The organism is Nocardia sp. NPDC019219 (assembly GCF_040632645.1).
GTDB lineage: Bacteria > Actinomycetota > Actinomycetes > Mycobacteriales > Mycobacteriaceae > Nocardia > Nocardia sputorum.
In genome coordinates, this window is the sequence record NZ_JBEYCG010000001.1 from 656,060 (window position 1) to 674,071 (window position 18,012).

The window sequence follows — 18,012 nt, forward strand, 5'->3', positions numbered from 1 at the left end:
GGCGCACTGCCGGTGGGGACGAGCAGCGACTACGCTAGCGGACTTGTGGAACCCGTCTACCGGACGATCATCGGCCTCGCCCGTACCGTCTTCTTCATCGAAGGTCTGAAGTTCACCGTCAAGGGCGATGAACACATCCCCGCCCGAGGTGGCGCCGTGCTCGCGGTGAACCACACGGGCTACATGGACTTCACCTACGCGGGCCTGCCGGTGCGCACGCCGAAGCGCTACATCCGGTTCATGGCCAAGAAGGACGTCTTCGACAACAAGATCTCCGGCCCGATCATGCGCGCGCTCAAGCACATCCCGGTGGACCGTTCGGCGGGCGCGGATTCCTATCAGGCCGCCGTGGAGTACTTGCGCCGTGGCGAGTTGGTCGGCGTGTATCCCGAGGCGACGATCAGCCGCAGTTTCGAGATCAAGGAATTCAAGTCCGGCGCGGCGCGCATGGCCATCGAGGCGGAGGTGCCGATCATCCCGATCGTCATCTGGGGCGCGCAGCGGGTCTGGACGAAGGGCTTCCCGAAGCGGCTCGGCCGCACCAACACGCCCATCTCGATCGCGGTCGGCGAGCCGATCCAGCCGTTCGAGCCCGCCGCCGAGCTCACCGCCGAGCTGCGTTCGACCATGCAGGAAATGCTGTTGGACCTGCAGAAGGATTACGTGCACGAGCCCGGCGCGTACTGGGTTCCGGCGCGGCTGGGCGGCAGCGCTCCTACCCTGGAAGAGGCGGACGCGATGGATGCCGCCGAAGCGGAGGCCAAGGCCGCGCGGAAGAACGCGGCGGGGTAACGGGAGCTGTGATGGCGCGGGAACCGGTTTACGACATCCTGACCGGCTTGGCCCGCGCCATCTTCTTCGCGCAGGGCTTGCGCATCGATATCCAAGGGCAAGAGCATTTTCCGCGTTCCGGGGGCGCGGTGCTCGCCGTGAACCACACGGCCTACCTCGATTTCATGGAGGTCGGGTTGGTCGGGCGGAAGTCGGGGCGCAACGTCCGGTACATGATGAAGGCCGAACTCGAGCACGGGATCGTCGGCTTTCTCATGAAGCATTGCAAGGCGATCGGCGTGGATCGCACAGCCGGGGCCGAGTCGTATGCCCGCGCGGTGACCGCGTTGCGCGAGGGCGAGGTGGTGGTGGTCTATCCCGAAGCGACGATCAGCCGCAGCTTCGAACTGAAGGAATTCAAATCCGGCGCGGCGCGGATGGCGGTGGAAGCCGATGTCCCGATCGTCCCCATGATCATCTGGGGCGCGCACCGGATCTGGACCAAGGACATCCCGAAGCAACTCGGCCGCCACCGCTTCCCGATCAATATCCGTATCGGCGCACCGATCCCGCCCGGCGAACCGGCCGAGAAACTCACCGCCACCCTGCGCACTCGGATGAGTGAACTGCTGGAACGCGCGCAACGCGACTACCCGATGGTGGAAGGCGCCCGCTGGGTGCCCGCCCGGCTCGGCGGGACCGCCCCGACCCTCGCGGAGGCGGCTGTGCTGGAACGCGAGGAAATGGAGCGGCGGCGGCGCGCGAAGACGCGGTGAACCCGTCGAATTGCGGCACAGGGCGATTCCCCTGTGTGGGAACGACTATGGCGTCGCCGTAGGCGCTTCGGCTCGATGATGGCCGGTATGAGCGCAATCGATGAGCTCGTTCGAACCGGGTGGGCAGGCGCGGATCCAGCCAACGGAAGTCGGTGAAGACGTGCGAGTGCTGTTGACGGCGAGCGGGTCGCGGGGGGACGTCGAGCCGATGTTGGGGCTCGCGCTGTGGTTGCGGGAATCCGGAGCCGACGTGCGAGTGTGCGCGCCACCAGACTGCGCGCCGCGATGCGCCGGCCTCGGCGTGCCGCTGGTGCCACTGGGGCCGCTGAAGACCGGTTCGGGAGCCGGAAGGCCGTCGCGCGACGAGCTGTCGCAGTACGTAACCGACTGGCCCGCGATCCAGTTCGACACGATCTCCACAGCGGCCGCGGGATGTGACGCGGTAGTGGCCTCCGGCGTGACACAGGTTGCGGCCAGGTCCGTCGCCGAGAGGCTCGGCGTCCACTACCAATACGTGAGCTACCAGCCGACCACGCTGCCCTCGCCGCATCATCCGCCGATGCCGCTGCCGGGCGATCGGCCCGCACCGGCCGCGATCGACAACCAGCTGCTGTGGGAAATCGACGCCCACGGTTGGAACGCCCAGTTCGGCCATGCGCTCGACACCGGCCGCGCAGCGCTCGGGCTGCCGCCGGTAGCCGATGTCCGCGACCACGTCATCACCGGGACCCCATGGCTGGCCGCGGACCCGGTGCTGGGGCCATGGCCGCAAGCGCCGGGTCTGGATGTCGTGCAGACCGGCGCCTGGATCGTGCCCGACGAACGCCCATTGCCTGCCGAACTGTCGGCGTTCTTGGACGCGGGCGCACCACCGGTGTACGTGGGGTTCGGCAGTATGCCGATGCGTCCCGGCATCGCCCGGGTGGCGATCGAAGCGATCCGCGCCCACAGCCGCCGTGTGCTCCTTTCGCGTGGCTGGGCCGAGTTGGCGCTGATCGACGACCTTCCCGACTGCATGGCCATCGGCGAGGTCAACCATCAGGCGCTGTTCGCCCGGGTCGCCGCCGTCATCCACCACGGGGGTGCGGGCACGACGACGGCCGCCGCCCGAGCCGCTGCGCCGCAAGTGGTGGTACCCCAGATGATGGACCAGTCGTACTGGGCGCGCCGGGTGGCCGATCTCGGCATCGGCGCGGTATGTGCCGACGCGGATCCCAGCTCGGCGGCCTTGTCTACCGCTCTGGACGTGGCGTTGGCGCCTACCACCCGAGCGCGCGCGAACGAAGTGGCCGGCATGATCCGTTCGGACGGAGCAACGGTGGCCGCGAAACTACTGCTCGACGCGATCGGCTGAGCTGACGCCGCTGCACACCCTGCCGTGTCACGAGGCCCGGTGCGGACCCCGTGACAGGCTGTGGCAGTGCGGGCCGGCATCCGATCAGGCGGCGTCGAGCGCTGCGGTGATCTTGCGGGTCATGTCGGCCAGGACGGGGCTGGGCGCGCCTTTGCGGGTTCCGATGGCTGCGTCGATGGCGACGAGGACGGTGCTGCGGAAGTTGTCGGCCTCGGCCGGATCCTGCTTCTGCAGCAGGTTCATCGCCGCGGTGAGGGCGGGCAGCACGTGGTCGGCGAGTTCGGCGACGTTCTTGCCGTTCAGGGTGATGTCCTTCGACTTCGCGGCGAGTACGTGCCCGACCAGGCCGGTCGCGGACGACAGGGCGATGGAGCCGTGGGTGGCGGCCTTGTGGGGCGAGCCGGTGGCGTCAGCGGCGGCCAGCAGCGAGACAGCGCCGTAGGCGGCGGTCCGGATGGTGGCCTTGTCCTGGTCGGTCAGGGTGACGGACATGGTGGTTCTCCTTCGGAATGTGTGGAAATGCGATCCGTGGTCGAATGCGCCGGGGGTTGGTTGTGGGCGAACGGGGCCGCCCAGGCCGGTGGTCGGCCGGTCGGTCAGCGGCTCGGCGATCCCTGCTGCTCGTGGGCCGATGCGGTCTCGCGGACGGCCTGGGCGATGGCGCGGAAATCCTTGCGCAGGAGCGCTCCGTGGTTGCTGGCAACCTTCGCGCTGATGCGGATATCAGGGTTGCGGTCGCATACCGCGTCGAGGCCGGCGCGGATCCGTTCCTGCTCGTCACCGCGGCTTCCGAACGATGTCCCGGAAGCGACCACATACCGCACCGGCACGCTGATCTCGTCCAGCACGGGACCCAGCTCCCGTTCGCGGGAGAGCCTGCCGAGTTCGATATTGCTTTCGGCCATCTGTTCGGCGGTCATCCGCGGGGTCAGGCCGGTCGGGCGCAGCAGCGGCATGACCCAGCTCAGCCGCTTGAACAGCTTGCGGATCCGCTGCTCCATGGCATGGTCGAGCCAGTCGTACGGGAACGCGCCGTCGACCAGCACCGCACCGATGGCACGGTCCGGGTTCCGGGCGGCCCAGTGCGCCGCGACGACCGCCCCGTAGGACCAGCCGACCAGCAACGCCCGGTCCACGTCACGCGCGGCCAGGACGGCATCGACATCCCGGACCGCGGCCTCGAAGGAATAGTCCGCCGAACGCCGCGATTTGCCGCGAGCTCGCTCGTCGAAGGTGATGTGCCGGTATTCCGGGCCGAGCTCGGCGATGACCCGCCGCCAGTACCCCTGAGTGGCGAACTGGCCATTGCAGTAGACCACGGGGATGCCGCGCCCGCCGGTGTCGGTGACGGCCAGGGCCGTATCGTCGACCGGCACCATGCCGGTCCACTTCGAAGCGGTGGAGGAGGTGCTGTTGTTCGTCATGAGAACCACTGTCGGCGTCCGGCCTGACACCACGCTGACACTCGCCTGATACGGCCACTGACACCGTGCGTTCCCTGCATGATCGGCCCGATCGGTTGATATCCGGCTTACGAAGGGATTTCACGGCGGCGAAGCTCGGCAGCCCGCCCCAGCGCGGGCGATGGTCGGCACTTCGCGACCACCGCCCCGCAGGCGTCAGTACGCTCCCTCACCTCGCGCCACGACACCGACCGTGCGCGCGATCAGCCGCAGGTCCATCCTCATGGACACGTTCTCCACGTAGGACAGATCGAGTCGCACCGCGTCCTCGAGCGGAAGGTCCGACCTGCCACTGACTTGCCACAAGCCGGTCAGCCCCGGCTTCACGAGCAGGCGTCGGCGCATCATGTGGTCGTAGGTGTCGACTTCCCGCCGCACCTGCGGTCGCGGCCCGACCACGCTCATGTCGCCACGCAGGACGTTGAGGAACTGCGGCAGCTCGTCGAGACTGTACTTGCGCAGGAACCGCCCGACCGGCGTGACCCGGGGGTCGACCTTCATCTTGAAGAAGACCGGATTTCCACCCTGCTGTGCGATCAAGGCTTCGGCATACCGGTCGGCGTCGTCGTACATACTGCGGAACTTGATCATGCGGAAGGGCAGGCCGTATCGGCCGATGCGTTCCGACAGGTAGAAGACCGGGCCGCGGCTGGTGGTCTTCACCGCGATCGCGATCACCAGGAGCACCGGCAGGAGCAGCAGTAGGCACACTGTCGCGAAGCCGATGTCGAAGGCCGTCTTGCTGACCGATCGAGCCCGCTCGTACTGCGGTTCGGCGATGTGCATCATCGGCATCCCCGCGACCTGCCGATTGGTGAGCCGGGATATGGCGATGTCGATTGCCCCTGGCGCCAGCATGAACTCGACGCCGAGCGCGTCGAGTTCCCAAGCGAGCCTGCGCAGCTCGGTCGGCCCGAGATGCCGGGTGGGACCGATGGCGACGGTGTCGGCGTGGGTGTGCAGGACCGCTCGCAGCACAGCGCTGTCGTCACCTACGACCGCCACCGTACCGCCGGCGAAAGCCAGCGGCGCATCGCCTGATTGCCCACCCGGCACGCAGGCGCCCACGACGTCGTAGCCGGCGCCCGGGTCCGCGGCGAACGCCGCGGTCATCGCCGCGGCCGCATCGGCAGTGCCGACCACGAGTACGGCCGAACGATGGCGTCCCCGGCGGCGTTCCCTGGCAAGCTGATGACGCCACCACAGTCGTCCACCGATCACCGCGAGGACGCCGGCCGGAAAGGCGATCGCGAGATAACCTCGGGCGAATTTGATTTCGAGTGCCAGTGACATGAGTGCCAGTACGCCGAACAGGTGCATGGTCGCCGACATCAGCCGCCGGAATTCCTCGACACCGCTGCCGACCAGTTGCGGCGCGCGGCTACCCGCGCTGCCGAGGATCGCGAACCAGCCCATGGCGAGCGCGCCCGATACCACCGTGTAACCGATTCGGTACGGCTGATCCCAGGCCAGCGGCGGAGCGCCACTCCCATTGAAGCGGATCAGCTGCGCACTCCCCACGGCGAGGGAAACGGCGGCGAAATCGGTGATGGCGAGACGACGTACGTACTCCGATCGCCAGGCCTTACGGGTCGAGACGGTAATCGGTGGAGCCACGAAGGATCGTGGGGATTCGGCGGTCCCATTCCATTCCGGGACAGCCTTGGATTTCATCAAGAGAACACCCCTCCTGGGGCAACGGTGGAATTGCTACCTGATCCGGAGATCGTCTTTCCCGGCAGCGTCCCGACCGCCTCTACCGAGCGCTTCATCGGCACTTGATCGGCAAGTGTCACAACGTCTCTCGCCGATCAGAACGTATGCGCGAAGCAGCGCGATCGGGATGTTAACTGATCCAGATCTCCTCGGCGACCGATCTCGATACGCATCGGGAATAACACCATGAAGGTGAATATGGAATGTGCTCTATATCACAGTTTGTAACGCTTATCTGTAATCCAGCCGATATTGCCGTCGGTACGCTGACGGTCGCGACAGTGCGGCCCGTACCACGAATGACGTTCTCGTCGCGCGCATCTCGTGATACGCCGGGCAGCTACCGCTTCCGTGCGCCGCGACAGGCGTTCCGACGGGGCCGGGACGTTTCGAGCAAAGGATCGGATCTGTGCGCTGTCGACTCTGTGACTCCGGCAGACTGTCCAGCGTTCTGGATCTCGGCGCCACACCGCCGTGCGAATCCTTCCTCACCGCCGCCCAGCTCGACCTGCCCGAGCCGACCTACCCGTTGCATTTGCGGGTGTGCGTCGACTGCCTGCTGCTGCAGATTCCGGCGCTGATCACACCGGAAGAGACCTTCACCGAATACGCCTACTTCTCCTCCTACTCCGACAGCTGGGTCCGCCACGCGGGTGAGTTCGTCGACACCGCGGCCGACCGGCTGGGGCTGGGCAGGGACTCCTTCGTGGTGGAGGTCGCCAGCAACGACGGCTACCTGCTCCGCCACGTCGTCGACCGCGACATCCGATGCCTGGGCATCGAGCCCTCGGTCAACGTCGGAACAGCGGCTCGCGAGTCGGGCGTACCTACCGAAACCGCCTTCCTCGACGAGGATTCGGCTCGCCGGATCCGTGCCGAACACGGCCCCGCGGATCTTGTGGTCGCCAACAACGTCTATGCCCATATCCCGGATCTGCGCGGATTCACCCGTGCGCTACGCGTCCTGCTGGCGGACGACGGCATGCTGACCATCGAGGTGCACCATGCGCTCAACTTGGTCGGGCTCGGCCAGTTCGACACCATCTACCACGAGCATTTCCAGTACTACACCGTGCTTTCGGCACAACGTGCGCTCGCTGTCGCGGGATTGACCGTGGTCGACGTCGATCAGCTGCCGACGCACGGCGGATCGATCCGGCTGTGGGCGCGCCCCGATGCCGCCGTGGCGGCGGTGAGCGACCGGGTGCGGGAAGTGCTCGAACTCGAGCGGTCCGCCGGACTGCACTCGGCGGACGGCTACACATCGCTGCGGCGGCGTGCCGAGTCGGTGCGGCATGAGCTGCTCGGGTTCCTGCTCGACTGCCGACGCCGGCGCCGACGCGTCGTCGGATACGGTGCGCCGGGCAAGGGCAACACACTGCTCAACTATTGCGGGATCCGGCCCGACCTGATCGAGTACACCGTCGACCGCAATCCCTACAAACACGGCAGATTCACGCCGGGAACGCGAATCCCGATCCACCCGCCGTCCCGGCTCGACGCCGATCGTCCGGACGTGGTCGTGGTGCTGCCCTGGAATCTCGAGCACGAGATCACCGCACAGCTCCGGCATGTCGCCGAGTGGGGCGGCCAGCTCGCTTATCCCTTGCCCGAGCTGCACGTGGTCGACCCGGCGTCACCGGCGCCGACCCGGCCGGCCGGAGCCGAGTCGAAAGGAAACCGGCGCCGATGAAAGTCGTCCTGTTCTGCGGTGGCTACGGCATGCGCATGCGCGGCGGCACCGATGACATGGTGCCCAAGCCGATGCAACTCGTCGGCCCCCGCCCGCTGCTCTGGCACGTGATGCGGTACTACGCGCACTACGGTCACAACGAATTCATCCTGTGCCTCGGATACGGCGCCGAGCACATCAAGAATTTTTTCCTCAGCTATCGGGAGTCGGCGTCCAACGACTTCGTGATCCGCAACGGCCGGGTCGAATTGCTCGGCAGCGATATCGACGACTGGACGATCACCTTTGTCGATACCGGCGTGGAGTCGGCCATCGGAGAGCGATTGCGCCGGGTGCGCGAGCACCTCGGCGACGACCAGTACTTCCTGGCCAACTACGCCGACGTCCTCACCGACGCTCCCCTGGACGAGATGATCGCTCAGTTCCACGCTTCAGGGGCGGTGGCATCTCTCATGGTGGTGCCACCGCAATCGTCGTTCCACTGTGTGGACCTCAGCCCCACCGGCGAGGTCAAGGAAATCGTTCCCGTGGCGAATATGCCACTGTGGGAAAACGGCGGCTATTTCGTGCTCGGCCGGGAGATATTCGACCTGCTGCCACCAGGTGGCGATCTGGTGGAAGACGCCTGTGGGACGCTCGCGGGCCAGGGCCGGTTGTTCGGCTACCGCCACGATGGATTCTGGAAACCGGCAGATACTTTCAAGGAGCGCGCCGAACTCGATGCGGCCTACCGCCGCGGACACCGGCCATGGATGGTGTGGGAGCAGTGATCGCTCTGCTTTCCCCGCGGCCGGCCGAGATCGCCCTGCTCGGCGCGCATTGCGATGACATCCCGATCGGCATGGGAGCCACGCTGCTGTCGCTGACCAGTGCCCATCCGGGTATGCGGGTGCGCGCTCTGGTCCTTTCCGGCGCAGGCACCGAGCGCGAGCGGGAAGAACGGGCGGCGCTCACCGCCTTCTGCTCGGGACGGGCACCGGAATTGACGGTGCTCGACGTCCCGGACGGACGCGCACCGGCGCACTGGGATCGGATCAAGACGGCCGTAGCGGAGTTTCGCCGTGCGGGTGAACCGGACCTGGTGTTCGCCCCGCAACCGGGCGACGCGCACCAGGATCACCGCACGCTCGCGGAGTTGGTGCCGACCGAGTTCCGCGACCACCTGATCCTCGGCTACGAGATCCTCAAGGCTGAGGTGGACACACCGGCGCCGACCGTGTTCCACCCGGTCGACGCGGCACTGGTCCAGCGGAAATCCCGCCTGCTGCACCGGTATTACCCGTCGCAGACCGGGCGCGACTGGTTCGACGAAACCGCGTTCCTGGCCACCGCGCGGATCCGCGGCGTGCAGTGCCGCACCGAGTACGCCGAAGCCTTCGTGGTGAACAAGGCCGTGATCTCATGGGAAAAGGAGTGACAACGATGCGGGTCCTGGTCACCGGGCATCAGGGATATCTGGGCACCGTCATGGTCCCGATACTGCAAGCCGCCGGGCACGAGGTCATCGGGCTCGACACCGGCTGGTTCGCCGACTGCCTGCTCGGTGCGTTCGCCGGCGACCCGGAGGGCCTGCGCCTCGACCTGCGATCGGTGCGGATCGACGCCCTTCGCGGCTTCGACGCGGTCGTCCATCTCGCCGCGCTGTCCAATGATCCCCTGGGCGCGCTCGCGCCGGAAGTCACCCACGAAATCAACCATCGCGCCTCGGTGCGTCTGGCTCGGCTCGCGAAAGAAGCCGGTGTGTCCCGGTTCCTGTACGCCTCCACCTGCTCGGTGTACGGTGCCGCCGGAGACGCACTGGTGACCGAGTCGGCGCCGCTGCGGCCGATCACCCCCTACGCCGAGTCGAAGGTGCGCGTCGAAGACGATGTCGCGGAGCTGGCCGACGACGACTTCGTTCCTGTCTTCCTGCGCAACGCCACCGCGTTCGGATTCTCCCCTCGTCCTCGCGCTGACATCGTGCTCAACAACCTCGTCGGACACGCCGTCCTCACCGGTGCGGTCAAGGTGCTCTCCGACGGCACGCCCTGGCGGCCGCTGGTCCACGCCCGCGACATCGCGGCGGCCTTCGAACGCTGCCTCACCGCACCGGCGTCGGCCGTCGCGGGCCGGGCGTTCAACATCGGCACGGAGCGAAACAATCTCACCGTGGCTGAGATCGCCGAGTCGGTGGTGGCCACCGTGCCGGGGTCGCGACTGCTGATCACCGGGGAGACCGGCGCCGACCCCCGCTCCTACCGGGTCGACTTCTCCGCCGCCCGCGCAGTGCTCGGTTTCGAGGCGCAGTGGTCGGTGCCTGACGGCGCCGCCGAGCTCTACCGCGAGTACACCGAGCGTGGCCTCACCGAAGAGGCGTTCTCCCAGCGATTCACGCGGCTCGCGTGGCTGCAGCGGCTGCGTGCGTCCGGCGCTCTGGACCCGCGACTGCGTGCGGTCACCGCGCCGGTGACAGGATAGCCCGCAGATGGCTCCATCGTCCGGCGTTCGCGTCGCGATCCGACACCGCCGTCACCGGCAGCGGCCAGGCGATCGCCAGGTCCGGATCGTCGAAGGCGACGCTGAGATCCTCGGCGGGATCGTGCGGCCGATCGATGCGGTAGCACACATCGGCGGTGTCGGTGAGTGCTTGGAATCCGTGCAGAAAGCCCGGTGGCACGTACAGGTGCCGGAACTCCTCGTCGTCGAGCCGGAACGCCTGCGTCCGGCCGAACGTCGGCGACGACGGCCGGATGTCGACCAGCACGTCATGCACCGCGCCGTGCGCGCAGCGGACCAGTTTGGCCTCCCCGCGCCCGGACCGGCCGTGCATGCCGCGCACCACCCCGCGGTGCGACCGGGACTGCGAGTCCTGCACGAAACCGGCCGAGAACCCCGGAATTCCCAGATGGGAGTCGAATTCCGCGGCATCGAAGGTCCGGGTGAACAGGCCACGGTCGTCCCGGACGGGCGCTGGGACCAGCACCACCACGCCGACCAGGTCGGTCTGCTCGATACGCACACCGACATCGTGTCATGACCGGCCGCTGTCGCGCCTGCTCCGGCGCCGTTCTGCACACCGTCCTCGATCTCGGGACGGTGCCCGCAGCCGATGATTTCCCGCCCGCGGGCCGGCCGGTGACACCGGCGGAGACCACGCACCCGCTGCGGATGGTGCGGTGCCCGCGCTGCGAGCTGGCGCAGCTCGCCGAAGACGACACCGTGGCCGCCGAACCCCGTGGCGTGGAGCCGCGGGCCCTGCGCGATCAAGCGGCCGATGCGATTGCCCGGGTCGACGCGGCCGGTCTGCTGCGCGGGCGCACGGTCATCGAGTTCGGTAGTCCGCACGGTGGTTCCTGGCTGCCGTCGCTGGCCGAGCGTGGCTGCACCGCAGCCGACGCGGCGCGAGCGGACCTGGTCGTGGACTGTTTCGGCATCATGCACGAACCCGACCAGCGGGCCGCGTTCGCCGCACGCGCCGCGGCCACCGCGCCGGACGGGCTGCTCCTGCTGCAGTTCCACTCGCTGGCCGCCATCGTGGCACAACGGCAGTGGAACGCGTTGCGGCACGGGCATTTCGCGTACTACTCCCTGCATGCGCTGAGCCTGGCGCTCACCGCCGCGGGCATGGGCGTGACCACCGCGTGGGAGTTCGACCTCTACGGCGGGACGGTGCTGGTAGCAGCTCGGCGCGGCCCTACCGAGCCGGACCGCGCCGTGCGCGAGATCCTGGCCCGCGAACGCGAAATCGTCACCCCGGCATCGCTGCATCGGCTCCAGCGGTTCGTGGACGACCATGTGCGCGCGCTGCGGAACTGGCTGATCGATGCGGCCGCGGCCGGGCAGCGCGTCTACGCCTACGGCGCCGCGTCCCGGGCGGTTGCTCTGCTGTCGCTGGCCGGTGCGCACCAGGGACTTGTCGCCGGAGTCGCCGACGCCGCGCCCGCCAAACGGGGACGCCGGATGCCCGGCACCGACATCCCGATCATCAGCCCGCAGGATCTGATCGCGGCAGCACCCGACCGGGTGTTGTTGACGCTGCCCGACCTACTGGACGAAGTGTCGACCGAACTTCCAGAACTCGACGGTCGCTGGTTCGTGGACGATCCGCGCGGACCCAGAAGGGCGAGTGGATGACCGACCCCCGACCGTGTGACTCCATCCCGCCGACCACGATTCCCGGGCCGCACCCGGCCAGCAGTTCCCGAGCGAGGACAGCCGTACCGATGAACACCACCTCTCGGATGCGCCGACAGCCGCATTCGCCGGCCGACGCGGTCGCACCGGCCATGGCGCCGACGGTCGTGGCCGACCGGTCCGGCGGTCTCGTGCGCGCCGCAGGCATCGCGGCGATCGGACCGGTGCGTGGACGCCGCCGCGCCGAACCCATGTCGCCCAGCGGCGATGTCGACTTCCCGGCCTCGACGGTGTGATCGGCGGTGGCCACTACCGGACAGCAGCAACCGCGGTCTTGTTCAGCGGCCGACCGCGGCCCGCGCGCGCACCCGCAGCCGCGTCCCCAATGCCCGGACCAGGCGCAGGTCACCGGCCAGCACGTCGGCCGGACCGACGAGCTCCGGGTGATCGGCGCCCAGCCGATGATGGAATCGCAGCTGCTCGGTGAGCTTGCTGCGGGTCGACGTGCGGCTGCACAGGTTGAACGAGGAGTTCCGCCAGGCGGCCACGATGTCGCCGAGCCCGAAGAAAGCGCCGCGGCTGCCGACGCGGGCGAACAGGTCCACATCCATCGGGAATACGAGGTCGCCGCGCAGTCCGCCGACGGCGTCGTAGTCGGCGCGCCGGAACATGGCGGCCGCGGTGGGGCCGAAGTCCGCCGCCCCGCGACGCACGATCACCCGGGCCAGCTGGCGGCTGTCGTGCCTGCCGATCAGCTGCGGCAGCCCCAGCCCGGTCTCGAGGAGGTCGCCGGACTCGTCGATCACGTCGAACCTGCCCGCGCACAACGCGATCGCGTCCTCGTCGAACACCGCCGACTGCGCGGCGAGGGTGCCGGGACGCAGGAGGTCGTCGGCACAGACCACCTTCACGAGGTCCCCGGTGGATTCCCGGATCGCCCGGTCCCAATTCGCGCCGATCGGCAGTACGCGATCGTTGCGCAGGACCCGCACCCGCGGATCGCGCCGCTCCCGCGCGATGTCACCGGTGCGGTCGGTGCTCGCGTTGTCGAGGATCACGACTTCGAAATCGAGGTCTTGGGCCAGTACCGAATCCAGGGTCGCGGAGAGCGTTCGTTCCGCGTTGTAGGCCGGCACGCACACCGACAGTTTCCGCATCGCCAGCCGCCTTTTTGTCAGAACCGCAATCGGACATTGCCTCGTAATTGCCCGAACTATGCCATATTTCGCGCCGGGTCGGCATCCGGACTCGTGCGGACCGGTGCCGAATATCGGATACCGCGCATCGGCGTGAGAAAGCCGAAACCGGTGGTCAGCCCTATCCTTCCCGGCCGAGTTCGGCCGACGACTCCACGGTGCGGCATGCGGGATGAGGGGGGCGGATCATGATCAGCGCTTCCGGCGCGGTGCAGGTGCACATGACCGGATCGGAATGGTTCGGCGCAGCGCCCGGCGGCCTCGGCCGATACTTCACGGATCTGCACGGCGCATTGCTGGACGTTCCTGGGATTTCGTTGTCAGCCGCCGCCTTCGGCCCGCCCGACCGGACGGTTGCCGGTACGCGGTCCTGGGGGCCGGTCGGCGGTTCGACACTGCGCCGCGCCCGCACCGCGTTCTGCGCTCGCGACGCGTTGGACCCCGGCACCGTCGTGGATCGCCACTTCTGCCTCTACGGCCCGGTCGCCCGAGACCGGCGCGGTCGCAGGCTACCACTGGTCGTGCATTTCCACGGTCCGTGGGCAGCGGAAAGCAGAATGCACGGACAGCATCCCGCCGCAGCCTTCGCCAAATACCTCATCGAACGTTTGCGATACGTTTGCGCGGATCGTTTCGTCGTGCTTTCCGATCACTTCCGCACGGTGTTGTGCGAGGACTACCGCATCGCGTCCGATCGTGTCGAGGTGATCGCGCCCGGAGTCGATCTCACCCGGTTCCGAGCCGCCCCGGTCCCCGCGTCCCCGCCGGTCGTCCTGTGTGTGCGGCGGCTGGAGCGCCGGATGGGCATCGATGTGTTGCTGCGCGCGTGGCCCGGGGTGCTCGCCGAGCACCCGGAGGCTCGTCTCGTCATCGTCGGAACCGGCAGCGCCGAGGCGGATCTCCGGCGCGGAGCCATCGAGGGCGGGCTCGACGGCAGCGTCGAGTTCACCGGCCGGATTCCCGACCAGGAACTCGCCGCCCGCTACACCTCCGCCGCGCTCACCGTGGTGCCGACGGTGGCCCTGGAGGGATTCGGCCTGATCGCCCTCGAGTCGCTCGCCGCGGGCCGGGCGCCGGTGGTCACCCGGTGTGGTGGTCTGCCCGACGCCGTGCGGGGCCTGGATCCCTCGTTGATCGTGCCGCCCGGCGACCCCGCCGCGCTGGCGGCTCGGATCAGCGCGGCGATCTCCGGCTGCCGGCCGACGCCGGAGCAGTGCCGCGCCCACGCGGAGACCTTCAGCTGGCATGCGGCCGCACAGCGGCACGCCGCGCTGTATCGGGAACTCGGATGAACGGGCCCGCGGTCTTCCTCGGCCACACCGCCGCGCCGTCCGGGGCCGAATTGGCCACCCTGCGGCTGCTGCGCACGCTGCGCGCGCATGGCGCCGAAGTGGCGCTGGTGTGCACCGAAGACGGCCCGGTGATGGCTCGTGCCCGCGACGCGGGGATCGACACCCGTGTCGTGACCGGCCGATTCGACAGCCGGGCGATGACCATCGGATCGGGCCCGTTGCGGCTGATCAGCGGGTTTCTCGCGTTGCTGCGGCTGGGCTGGGCGGTCGGGGGTGCGGTCCGCGACTTGCGCGCCCGGGTGCTGGTCGCCGAGAGCACCAAGGCGCTGGTGCTGGGAGCGGTCGCGGCCCGCCGCGCCCGGGTGCCGCTCGTCTGGCAGGTCCACGACCGAGTATCCCGGGACTACTTCGGCCTGCTCCCTGCCACCACTATCCGGCTGCTGGCCGCACTGTTCTGCCGGGGACTGCTGGCCAACAGTCACGGCACCCGGGAGACACTGCCCGCGCGCATCCCGGCGGTCGTCGCTTACCCGGGCGTCGCCCTGCCCGCAACACCGCCGCCGCCCCGCACCCGCGCGGCCGCCGACGCGGTCGTGGTCGTCGTGGGACGGCTGAGCCCCTGGAAAGGCCAGGACGTGTTTCTGCGCGCCCTGGCGGCGGTGCCGACCCGGCCCGCGGCGGTGTACCTCGTCGGCGGGACGTTCTTCGATGAACAACCCTTCCGGCAGTACCTGGAACAACTCGCTGACGAACTCGGCCTGGCCGTGACGTTCACCGGTCACGTCGACGACCCCCACCGGTATCTCGCCGAGGCCGACGTGCTCGTGCACTGCTCGGTGCTGCCCGAGCCGTTCGGGCAGGTGGTTGTGGAAGGCATGGCCGCGGGTTGCGCGGTGATCGCGACGGTGCCCGGCGGCCCGGCCGAGATCATCGCCGACGGGCGAACCGGCCGCCTGGTGCCCGCCGGTGACGAAGCCGCGCTCACCGCGGCTCTCACCGAACTGCTCGGTGATCCGGCCGCGCGCGCCCGGATCGCCGCCGCAGGCGCCGCCCGCGCCCGCGACTTCGACATCGGCACCACGGCACGCGTGGTCACCCGCTTCCTCGACGAGGTGGCGCCGCCGTGACCGAACCCGACTACCTCGCCACGCTGACCACCGACGTCTTCCCTCGGGTCGAACTGCCCCGGCGTCCCGGCGGGGTGCACCGTCGCGCCGACGGGGCTCGCGGGCCGGGCGGTGGTGGCGCGCACAGCAAGCCGAGCCGGTTCGAGGTACTCGGCGATATCGCCCTGGTGAGTTTCGGCAGATACGGTCAGTACATCGTCACGGTCGTCACCGTGCCGCTGATCGCCCGGGTACTCGGCGCCCACGGCCTCGGCCTGCTGGCCATCGGCATGTCGGCCTACTTCATCGGCTCGCTCGTCGTGGATCTGGGAGTCACGCAGTTCCTGTCCGCCCGCGTGCCGGAGATCAACGCGCGCAAGGGCACCCGGCTCCGGGAGATGAACCAGCTGCGTGGCGACTATCTGGCCATCCGTCTCGCCACGGCGACGCTGTTCGGTGTCGCGCTCGCCGTAGCCTTTGCCGTGCGCGTGCCCGAAGCCGCGCAGATGGTGCTGCTCGGCCTGTTCGTCGGTGGCTTCTGGTCCCTGTCGGAGGACTGGCTGCTGATCGGGGAGGGTCGGTTCGGCACCTCCACCGCCTATCAGAGCGTCGGGCGGCTGTGCTATCTCGGGCTGCTGGTGGGCCTGCTTCCGCAACTGCCGAACCCGCACGTCGCCTTGCTGTGCCTACTGCTGTCCTCCGTGCCGACGGTGGCACTGACCTGGTGGGATGCCTGGCGCCGGTACGGGGCGCCGGCCCGTCCCCGCTACTACGGCGTCGTGCTGCGCCGCAGCGTGCCGGTGTTCGTCTCCCGGTTGCTGGTCACCGGCTACGGGCAGGGTGCGGCGACGCTGTACTCGGCCGTGCTCGACGCCGTCTCGCTGGGCTTGTACTCGGCCGGCGACCGCCTGGTGCGCGCGGTCCAATCACTGCTCGACGCCATCGGCTTCGCACTGCTGCCACGCATGGCTCGACGCGGCGACCATCTCGGGTTCTGGCGGTACAGCACGCAGGCGCTGGCCGTGACCGTCGCCGTCGCCGCACTCGCTTCGGCGAGCCTCTGGCTGGCCGCGCCCCAGCTGATCCGGCTGGTCTTCGGTACCGAATTCGCCGCGTCCACCGGTCTGTTGCGGATCGAGGTGCTGATCCTGCCCGCCACGACGGTCACCTCGTTCATCACCACGGCCATCCTGCCGGTGCGCCAGGACACCACCGGGGTCCTGATCGGCGCGCTGCTCGGAACTCTAGTCGCCATCGGCGCATTGCTGCTGACCGTCTGGACCCGCTCGGTGCACACCTTGGTCTACGGTCTGCTGCTTGCCGAAATCACCGTCGCCACCTGGCATCTGCTGCGGATGCGGTTCCTGGCCCGCCGCGACCACGCCGAAGCCGACACCGTGCCGCTGCCTGTCGTGCCCCGGAAGGAAACCCGACCATGAGAATTCTGTTCGTCGGCGACGACTGGCTCGGCAGCAACGCACGTTCGCTGGCCGACGGCTTCCGTCAAGCCGGCCACGACGTGCTCGTGGTCGACTCGACACCGGTGACTCTCCCGGCCAGGTTCTCGCCACCGTGGGTGTACGCGAAGGCGACCGGTCGGCGCGACCGGCGCACGGTCGAACGAGTGCACACCCGGATCGAACGCAGCGCCGCCACATTCCGGCCCGACATGCTGTTCGTGTTCAAGGGGATCCATCTGGACCAGCAGCGACTGCTCGACGTGCCCGCGGCACTGCACGTGCACTACAGCCCGGACGACGTGTCCAACCCCGAGAACCTCACCGATGCGTACATGGCGGCGGAATCCGGCTGGGACCTGATCGTCACCACCAAACAGCACAACGTGCCGGAGTTGCGGGCGCGTGGCGCCCGGGCCGCCGGTTTCGTGCTCAGCGCTTACGACCCGGCCTGGCATCATCCGGCGGCGCGCCGCGGCGCCGATGACTATCTGGTCGGTTTCATCGGAGTGTGCCGGCCCGACCGCCGCGCCGAACTGGTGTCCCTGGCACGCCGCTACGGACCGCGCCTGCTGGTCCGCGGCCCCGGCTGGCGCCGCGTTCCGGAGTTGCGCGCCACCCGCGCCGTCGTCGGCGGCGCGGTGTACGGTCCGGGGTATTCGGCCGCGATCGCCGAGGTGGCAGCCAATCTGGTGCTGCTCAACTCCGGCAACCGCGACACCCACACCTGCCGCACCTTCGAGGTGCCCGCGGCCGGTGGATTGTTCGTCGGTGAACGCACCGGCGAACACGCCGACCTGCTGCGCGACACCGTCGAGTGCTTCCTGTTCGACGGCACCGACGAACTGGTCTCGATTCTCGATTGGGTTGCCGCCCATCCCGAGCGGGCGGCCGAGGTCGCGGCGGCCGGGCACCGGCGGATCACCGCCGAAGGGCATCGTTACGTGGATCGCGCCCGGCAGATCGTCGGCCTCGCCGCGGAGGTCGGGAACTGAACGCCTACACCGATGTAGCCGCCGTCGCGGCCGCACTGATCACGGTCGCCGCTGCCGCACTGTGGGTTCCGGGCATCGCC

18 protein-coding genes are annotated in these 18,012 nt (G+C 68.8%); 13 read left to right on the top strand and 5 right to left on the bottom strand.

All coding sequences use genetic code 11. The features are described 5' to 3' along the window. The first annotated feature begins 45 nt into the window (after positions 1-45). The 3 genes from ABZ552_RS02975 (at position 46) to ABZ552_RS02985 (ending at position 2,901) form a co-directional block, all read left to right on the top strand. Positions 46-792 carry a lysophospholipid acyltransferase family protein gene (locus tag ABZ552_RS02975; protein WP_281919279.1) on the top strand — a complete coding sequence of 249 codons (747 nt, stop codon included), beginning with the start codon at positions 46-48 and terminating at the stop codon, positions 790-792. Between the two features lie 11 nt (positions 793-803). Next, complete coding sequence (locus ABZ552_RS02980) at positions 804-1,547, top strand: lysophospholipid acyltransferase family protein (protein ID WP_281876640.1); 744 nt, start codon at positions 804-806, stop codon at positions 1,545-1,547. Positions 1,548-1,707: 160 nt separating this feature from the next. After that, positions 1,708-2,901, top strand: a complete 1,194-nt coding sequence (locus ABZ552_RS02985; protein ID WP_281881235.1) for a glycosyltransferase — start codon at positions 1,708-1,710, stop codon at positions 2,899-2,901. 84 nt (positions 2,902-2,985) lie between these two features. Here the strand turns inward: ABZ552_RS02985 and ABZ552_RS02990 are convergent, their stop codons facing one another. The 3 genes from ABZ552_RS02990 to ABZ552_RS03000 all read right to left on the bottom strand — a co-directional run bounded on the left by ABZ552_RS02990 (position 2,986) and on the right by ABZ552_RS03000 (position 5,981). After that, positions 2,986-3,393: a hypothetical protein gene (locus ABZ552_RS02990; protein ID WP_281876642.1), complete on the bottom strand. Its 408-nt coding sequence runs from the start codon at positions 3,391-3,393 to the stop codon at positions 2,986-2,988. A 104-nt stretch (positions 3,394-3,497) separates the two neighbouring features. Continuing rightward, on the bottom strand, positions 3,498-4,325 hold the full coding sequence (locus ABZ552_RS02995; RefSeq protein WP_281876643.1) for an alpha/beta hydrolase: 828 nt from the start codon (positions 4,323-4,325) through the stop codon (positions 3,498-3,500). A gap of 195 nt (positions 4,326-4,520) precedes the next feature. Next, entirely contained in the window at positions 4,521-5,981 is a 1,461-nt protein-coding gene (locus ABZ552_RS03000; protein WP_281876644.1) for a sugar transferase, read from the bottom strand. A 508-nt stretch (positions 5,982-6,489) separates the two neighbouring features. Between ABZ552_RS03000 and ABZ552_RS03005 the strand changes: the two genes are divergently transcribed. The 4 genes from ABZ552_RS03005 to ABZ552_RS03020 are packed head-to-tail and all read left to right on the top strand — an operon-like array spanning position 6,490 to position 10,230. Then, positions 6,490-7,773: a class I SAM-dependent methyltransferase gene (locus tag ABZ552_RS03005; RefSeq protein WP_281876646.1), complete on the top strand. Its 1,284-nt coding sequence runs from the start codon at positions 6,490-6,492 to the stop codon at positions 7,771-7,773. After that, the gene (locus ABZ552_RS03010) at positions 7,770-8,543 is read left to right on the top strand and encodes a hypothetical protein (protein ID WP_063019232.1); all 774 of its coding nucleotides are present in this window, start codon (positions 7,770-7,772) and stop codon (positions 8,541-8,543) included. Before ABZ552_RS03005 ends, ABZ552_RS03010 begins: the two co-directional genes overlap by 4 nt. After that, positions 8,540-9,190: a PIG-L family deacetylase gene (locus ABZ552_RS03015; protein WP_281876649.1), complete on the top strand. Its 651-nt coding sequence runs from the start codon at positions 8,540-8,542 to the stop codon at positions 9,188-9,190. The genes ABZ552_RS03010 and ABZ552_RS03015 overlap by 4 nt, the downstream gene beginning before the upstream one ends. A gap of 5 nt (positions 9,191-9,195) precedes the next feature. Next, the gene (locus ABZ552_RS03020) at positions 9,196-10,230 is read left to right on the top strand and encodes an SDR family oxidoreductase (RefSeq protein ID WP_357435332.1); all 1,035 of its coding nucleotides are present in this window, start codon (positions 9,196-9,198) and stop codon (positions 10,228-10,230) included. On the opposite strand, the gene rfbC is transcribed toward ABZ552_RS03020, so the two are convergent. Then, on the bottom strand, positions 10,208-10,771 hold the full coding sequence (gene rfbC / locus ABZ552_RS03025; protein ID WP_281876651.1) for a dTDP-4-dehydrorhamnose 3,5-epimerase: 564 nt from the start codon (positions 10,769-10,771) through the stop codon (positions 10,208-10,210). The genes ABZ552_RS03020 and rfbC overlap by 23 nt on opposite strands. Positions 10,772-10,785: 14 nt before the next feature. Here rfbC and ABZ552_RS03030 point away from each other — a divergent pair, with 14 nt between their 5' ends. Both ABZ552_RS03030 and ABZ552_RS03035 read left to right on the top strand, forming a co-directional pair. Beyond that, positions 10,786-11,886 (top strand): class I SAM-dependent methyltransferase, encoded by a 1,101-nt coding sequence (locus tag ABZ552_RS03030; protein WP_281876652.1) that lies wholly within the window; start codon positions 10,786-10,788, stop codon positions 11,884-11,886. A gap of 89 nt (positions 11,887-11,975) precedes the next feature. Then, positions 11,976-12,182: a hypothetical protein gene (locus ABZ552_RS03035; protein WP_281876653.1), complete on the top strand. Its 207-nt coding sequence runs from the start codon at positions 11,976-11,978 to the stop codon at positions 12,180-12,182. A 42-nt stretch (positions 12,183-12,224) separates the two neighbouring features. Here the strand turns inward: ABZ552_RS03035 and ABZ552_RS03040 are convergent, their stop codons facing one another. Further along, the gene (locus ABZ552_RS03040; RefSeq protein WP_357435335.1) at positions 12,225-13,043 is read right to left on the bottom strand and encodes a glycosyltransferase family 2 protein; all 819 of its coding nucleotides are present in this window, start codon (positions 13,041-13,043) and stop codon (positions 12,225-12,227) included. 254 nt (positions 13,044-13,297) lie between these two features. Here ABZ552_RS03040 and ABZ552_RS03045 point away from each other — a divergent pair, with 254 nt between their 5' ends. From ABZ552_RS03045 to ABZ552_RS03060, 4 genes are all read left to right on the top strand, one after another. After that, positions 13,298-14,374: a glycosyltransferase family 4 protein gene (locus tag ABZ552_RS03045; protein WP_281919423.1), complete on the top strand. Its 1,077-nt coding sequence runs from the start codon at positions 13,298-13,300 to the stop codon at positions 14,372-14,374. Further along, entirely contained in the window at positions 14,371-15,501 is a 1,131-nt protein-coding gene (locus ABZ552_RS03050) for a glycosyltransferase family 4 protein (RefSeq protein ID WP_357435337.1), read from the top strand. Before ABZ552_RS03045 ends, ABZ552_RS03050 begins: the two co-directional genes overlap by 4 nt. 158 nt (positions 15,502-15,659) lie before the next feature. Beyond that, positions 15,660-16,919: an oligosaccharide flippase family protein gene (locus tag ABZ552_RS03055; protein WP_357435548.1), complete on the top strand. Its 1,260-nt coding sequence runs from the start codon at positions 15,660-15,662 to the stop codon at positions 16,917-16,919. Next, positions 16,916-17,932 carry a glycosyltransferase gene (locus ABZ552_RS03060; protein WP_357435338.1) on the top strand — a complete coding sequence of 339 codons (1,017 nt, stop codon included), beginning with the start codon at positions 16,916-16,918 and terminating at the stop codon, positions 17,930-17,932. Before ABZ552_RS03055 ends, ABZ552_RS03060 begins: the two co-directional genes overlap by 4 nt. The last annotated feature ends 80 nt before the right edge of the window (positions 17,933-18,012 follow it).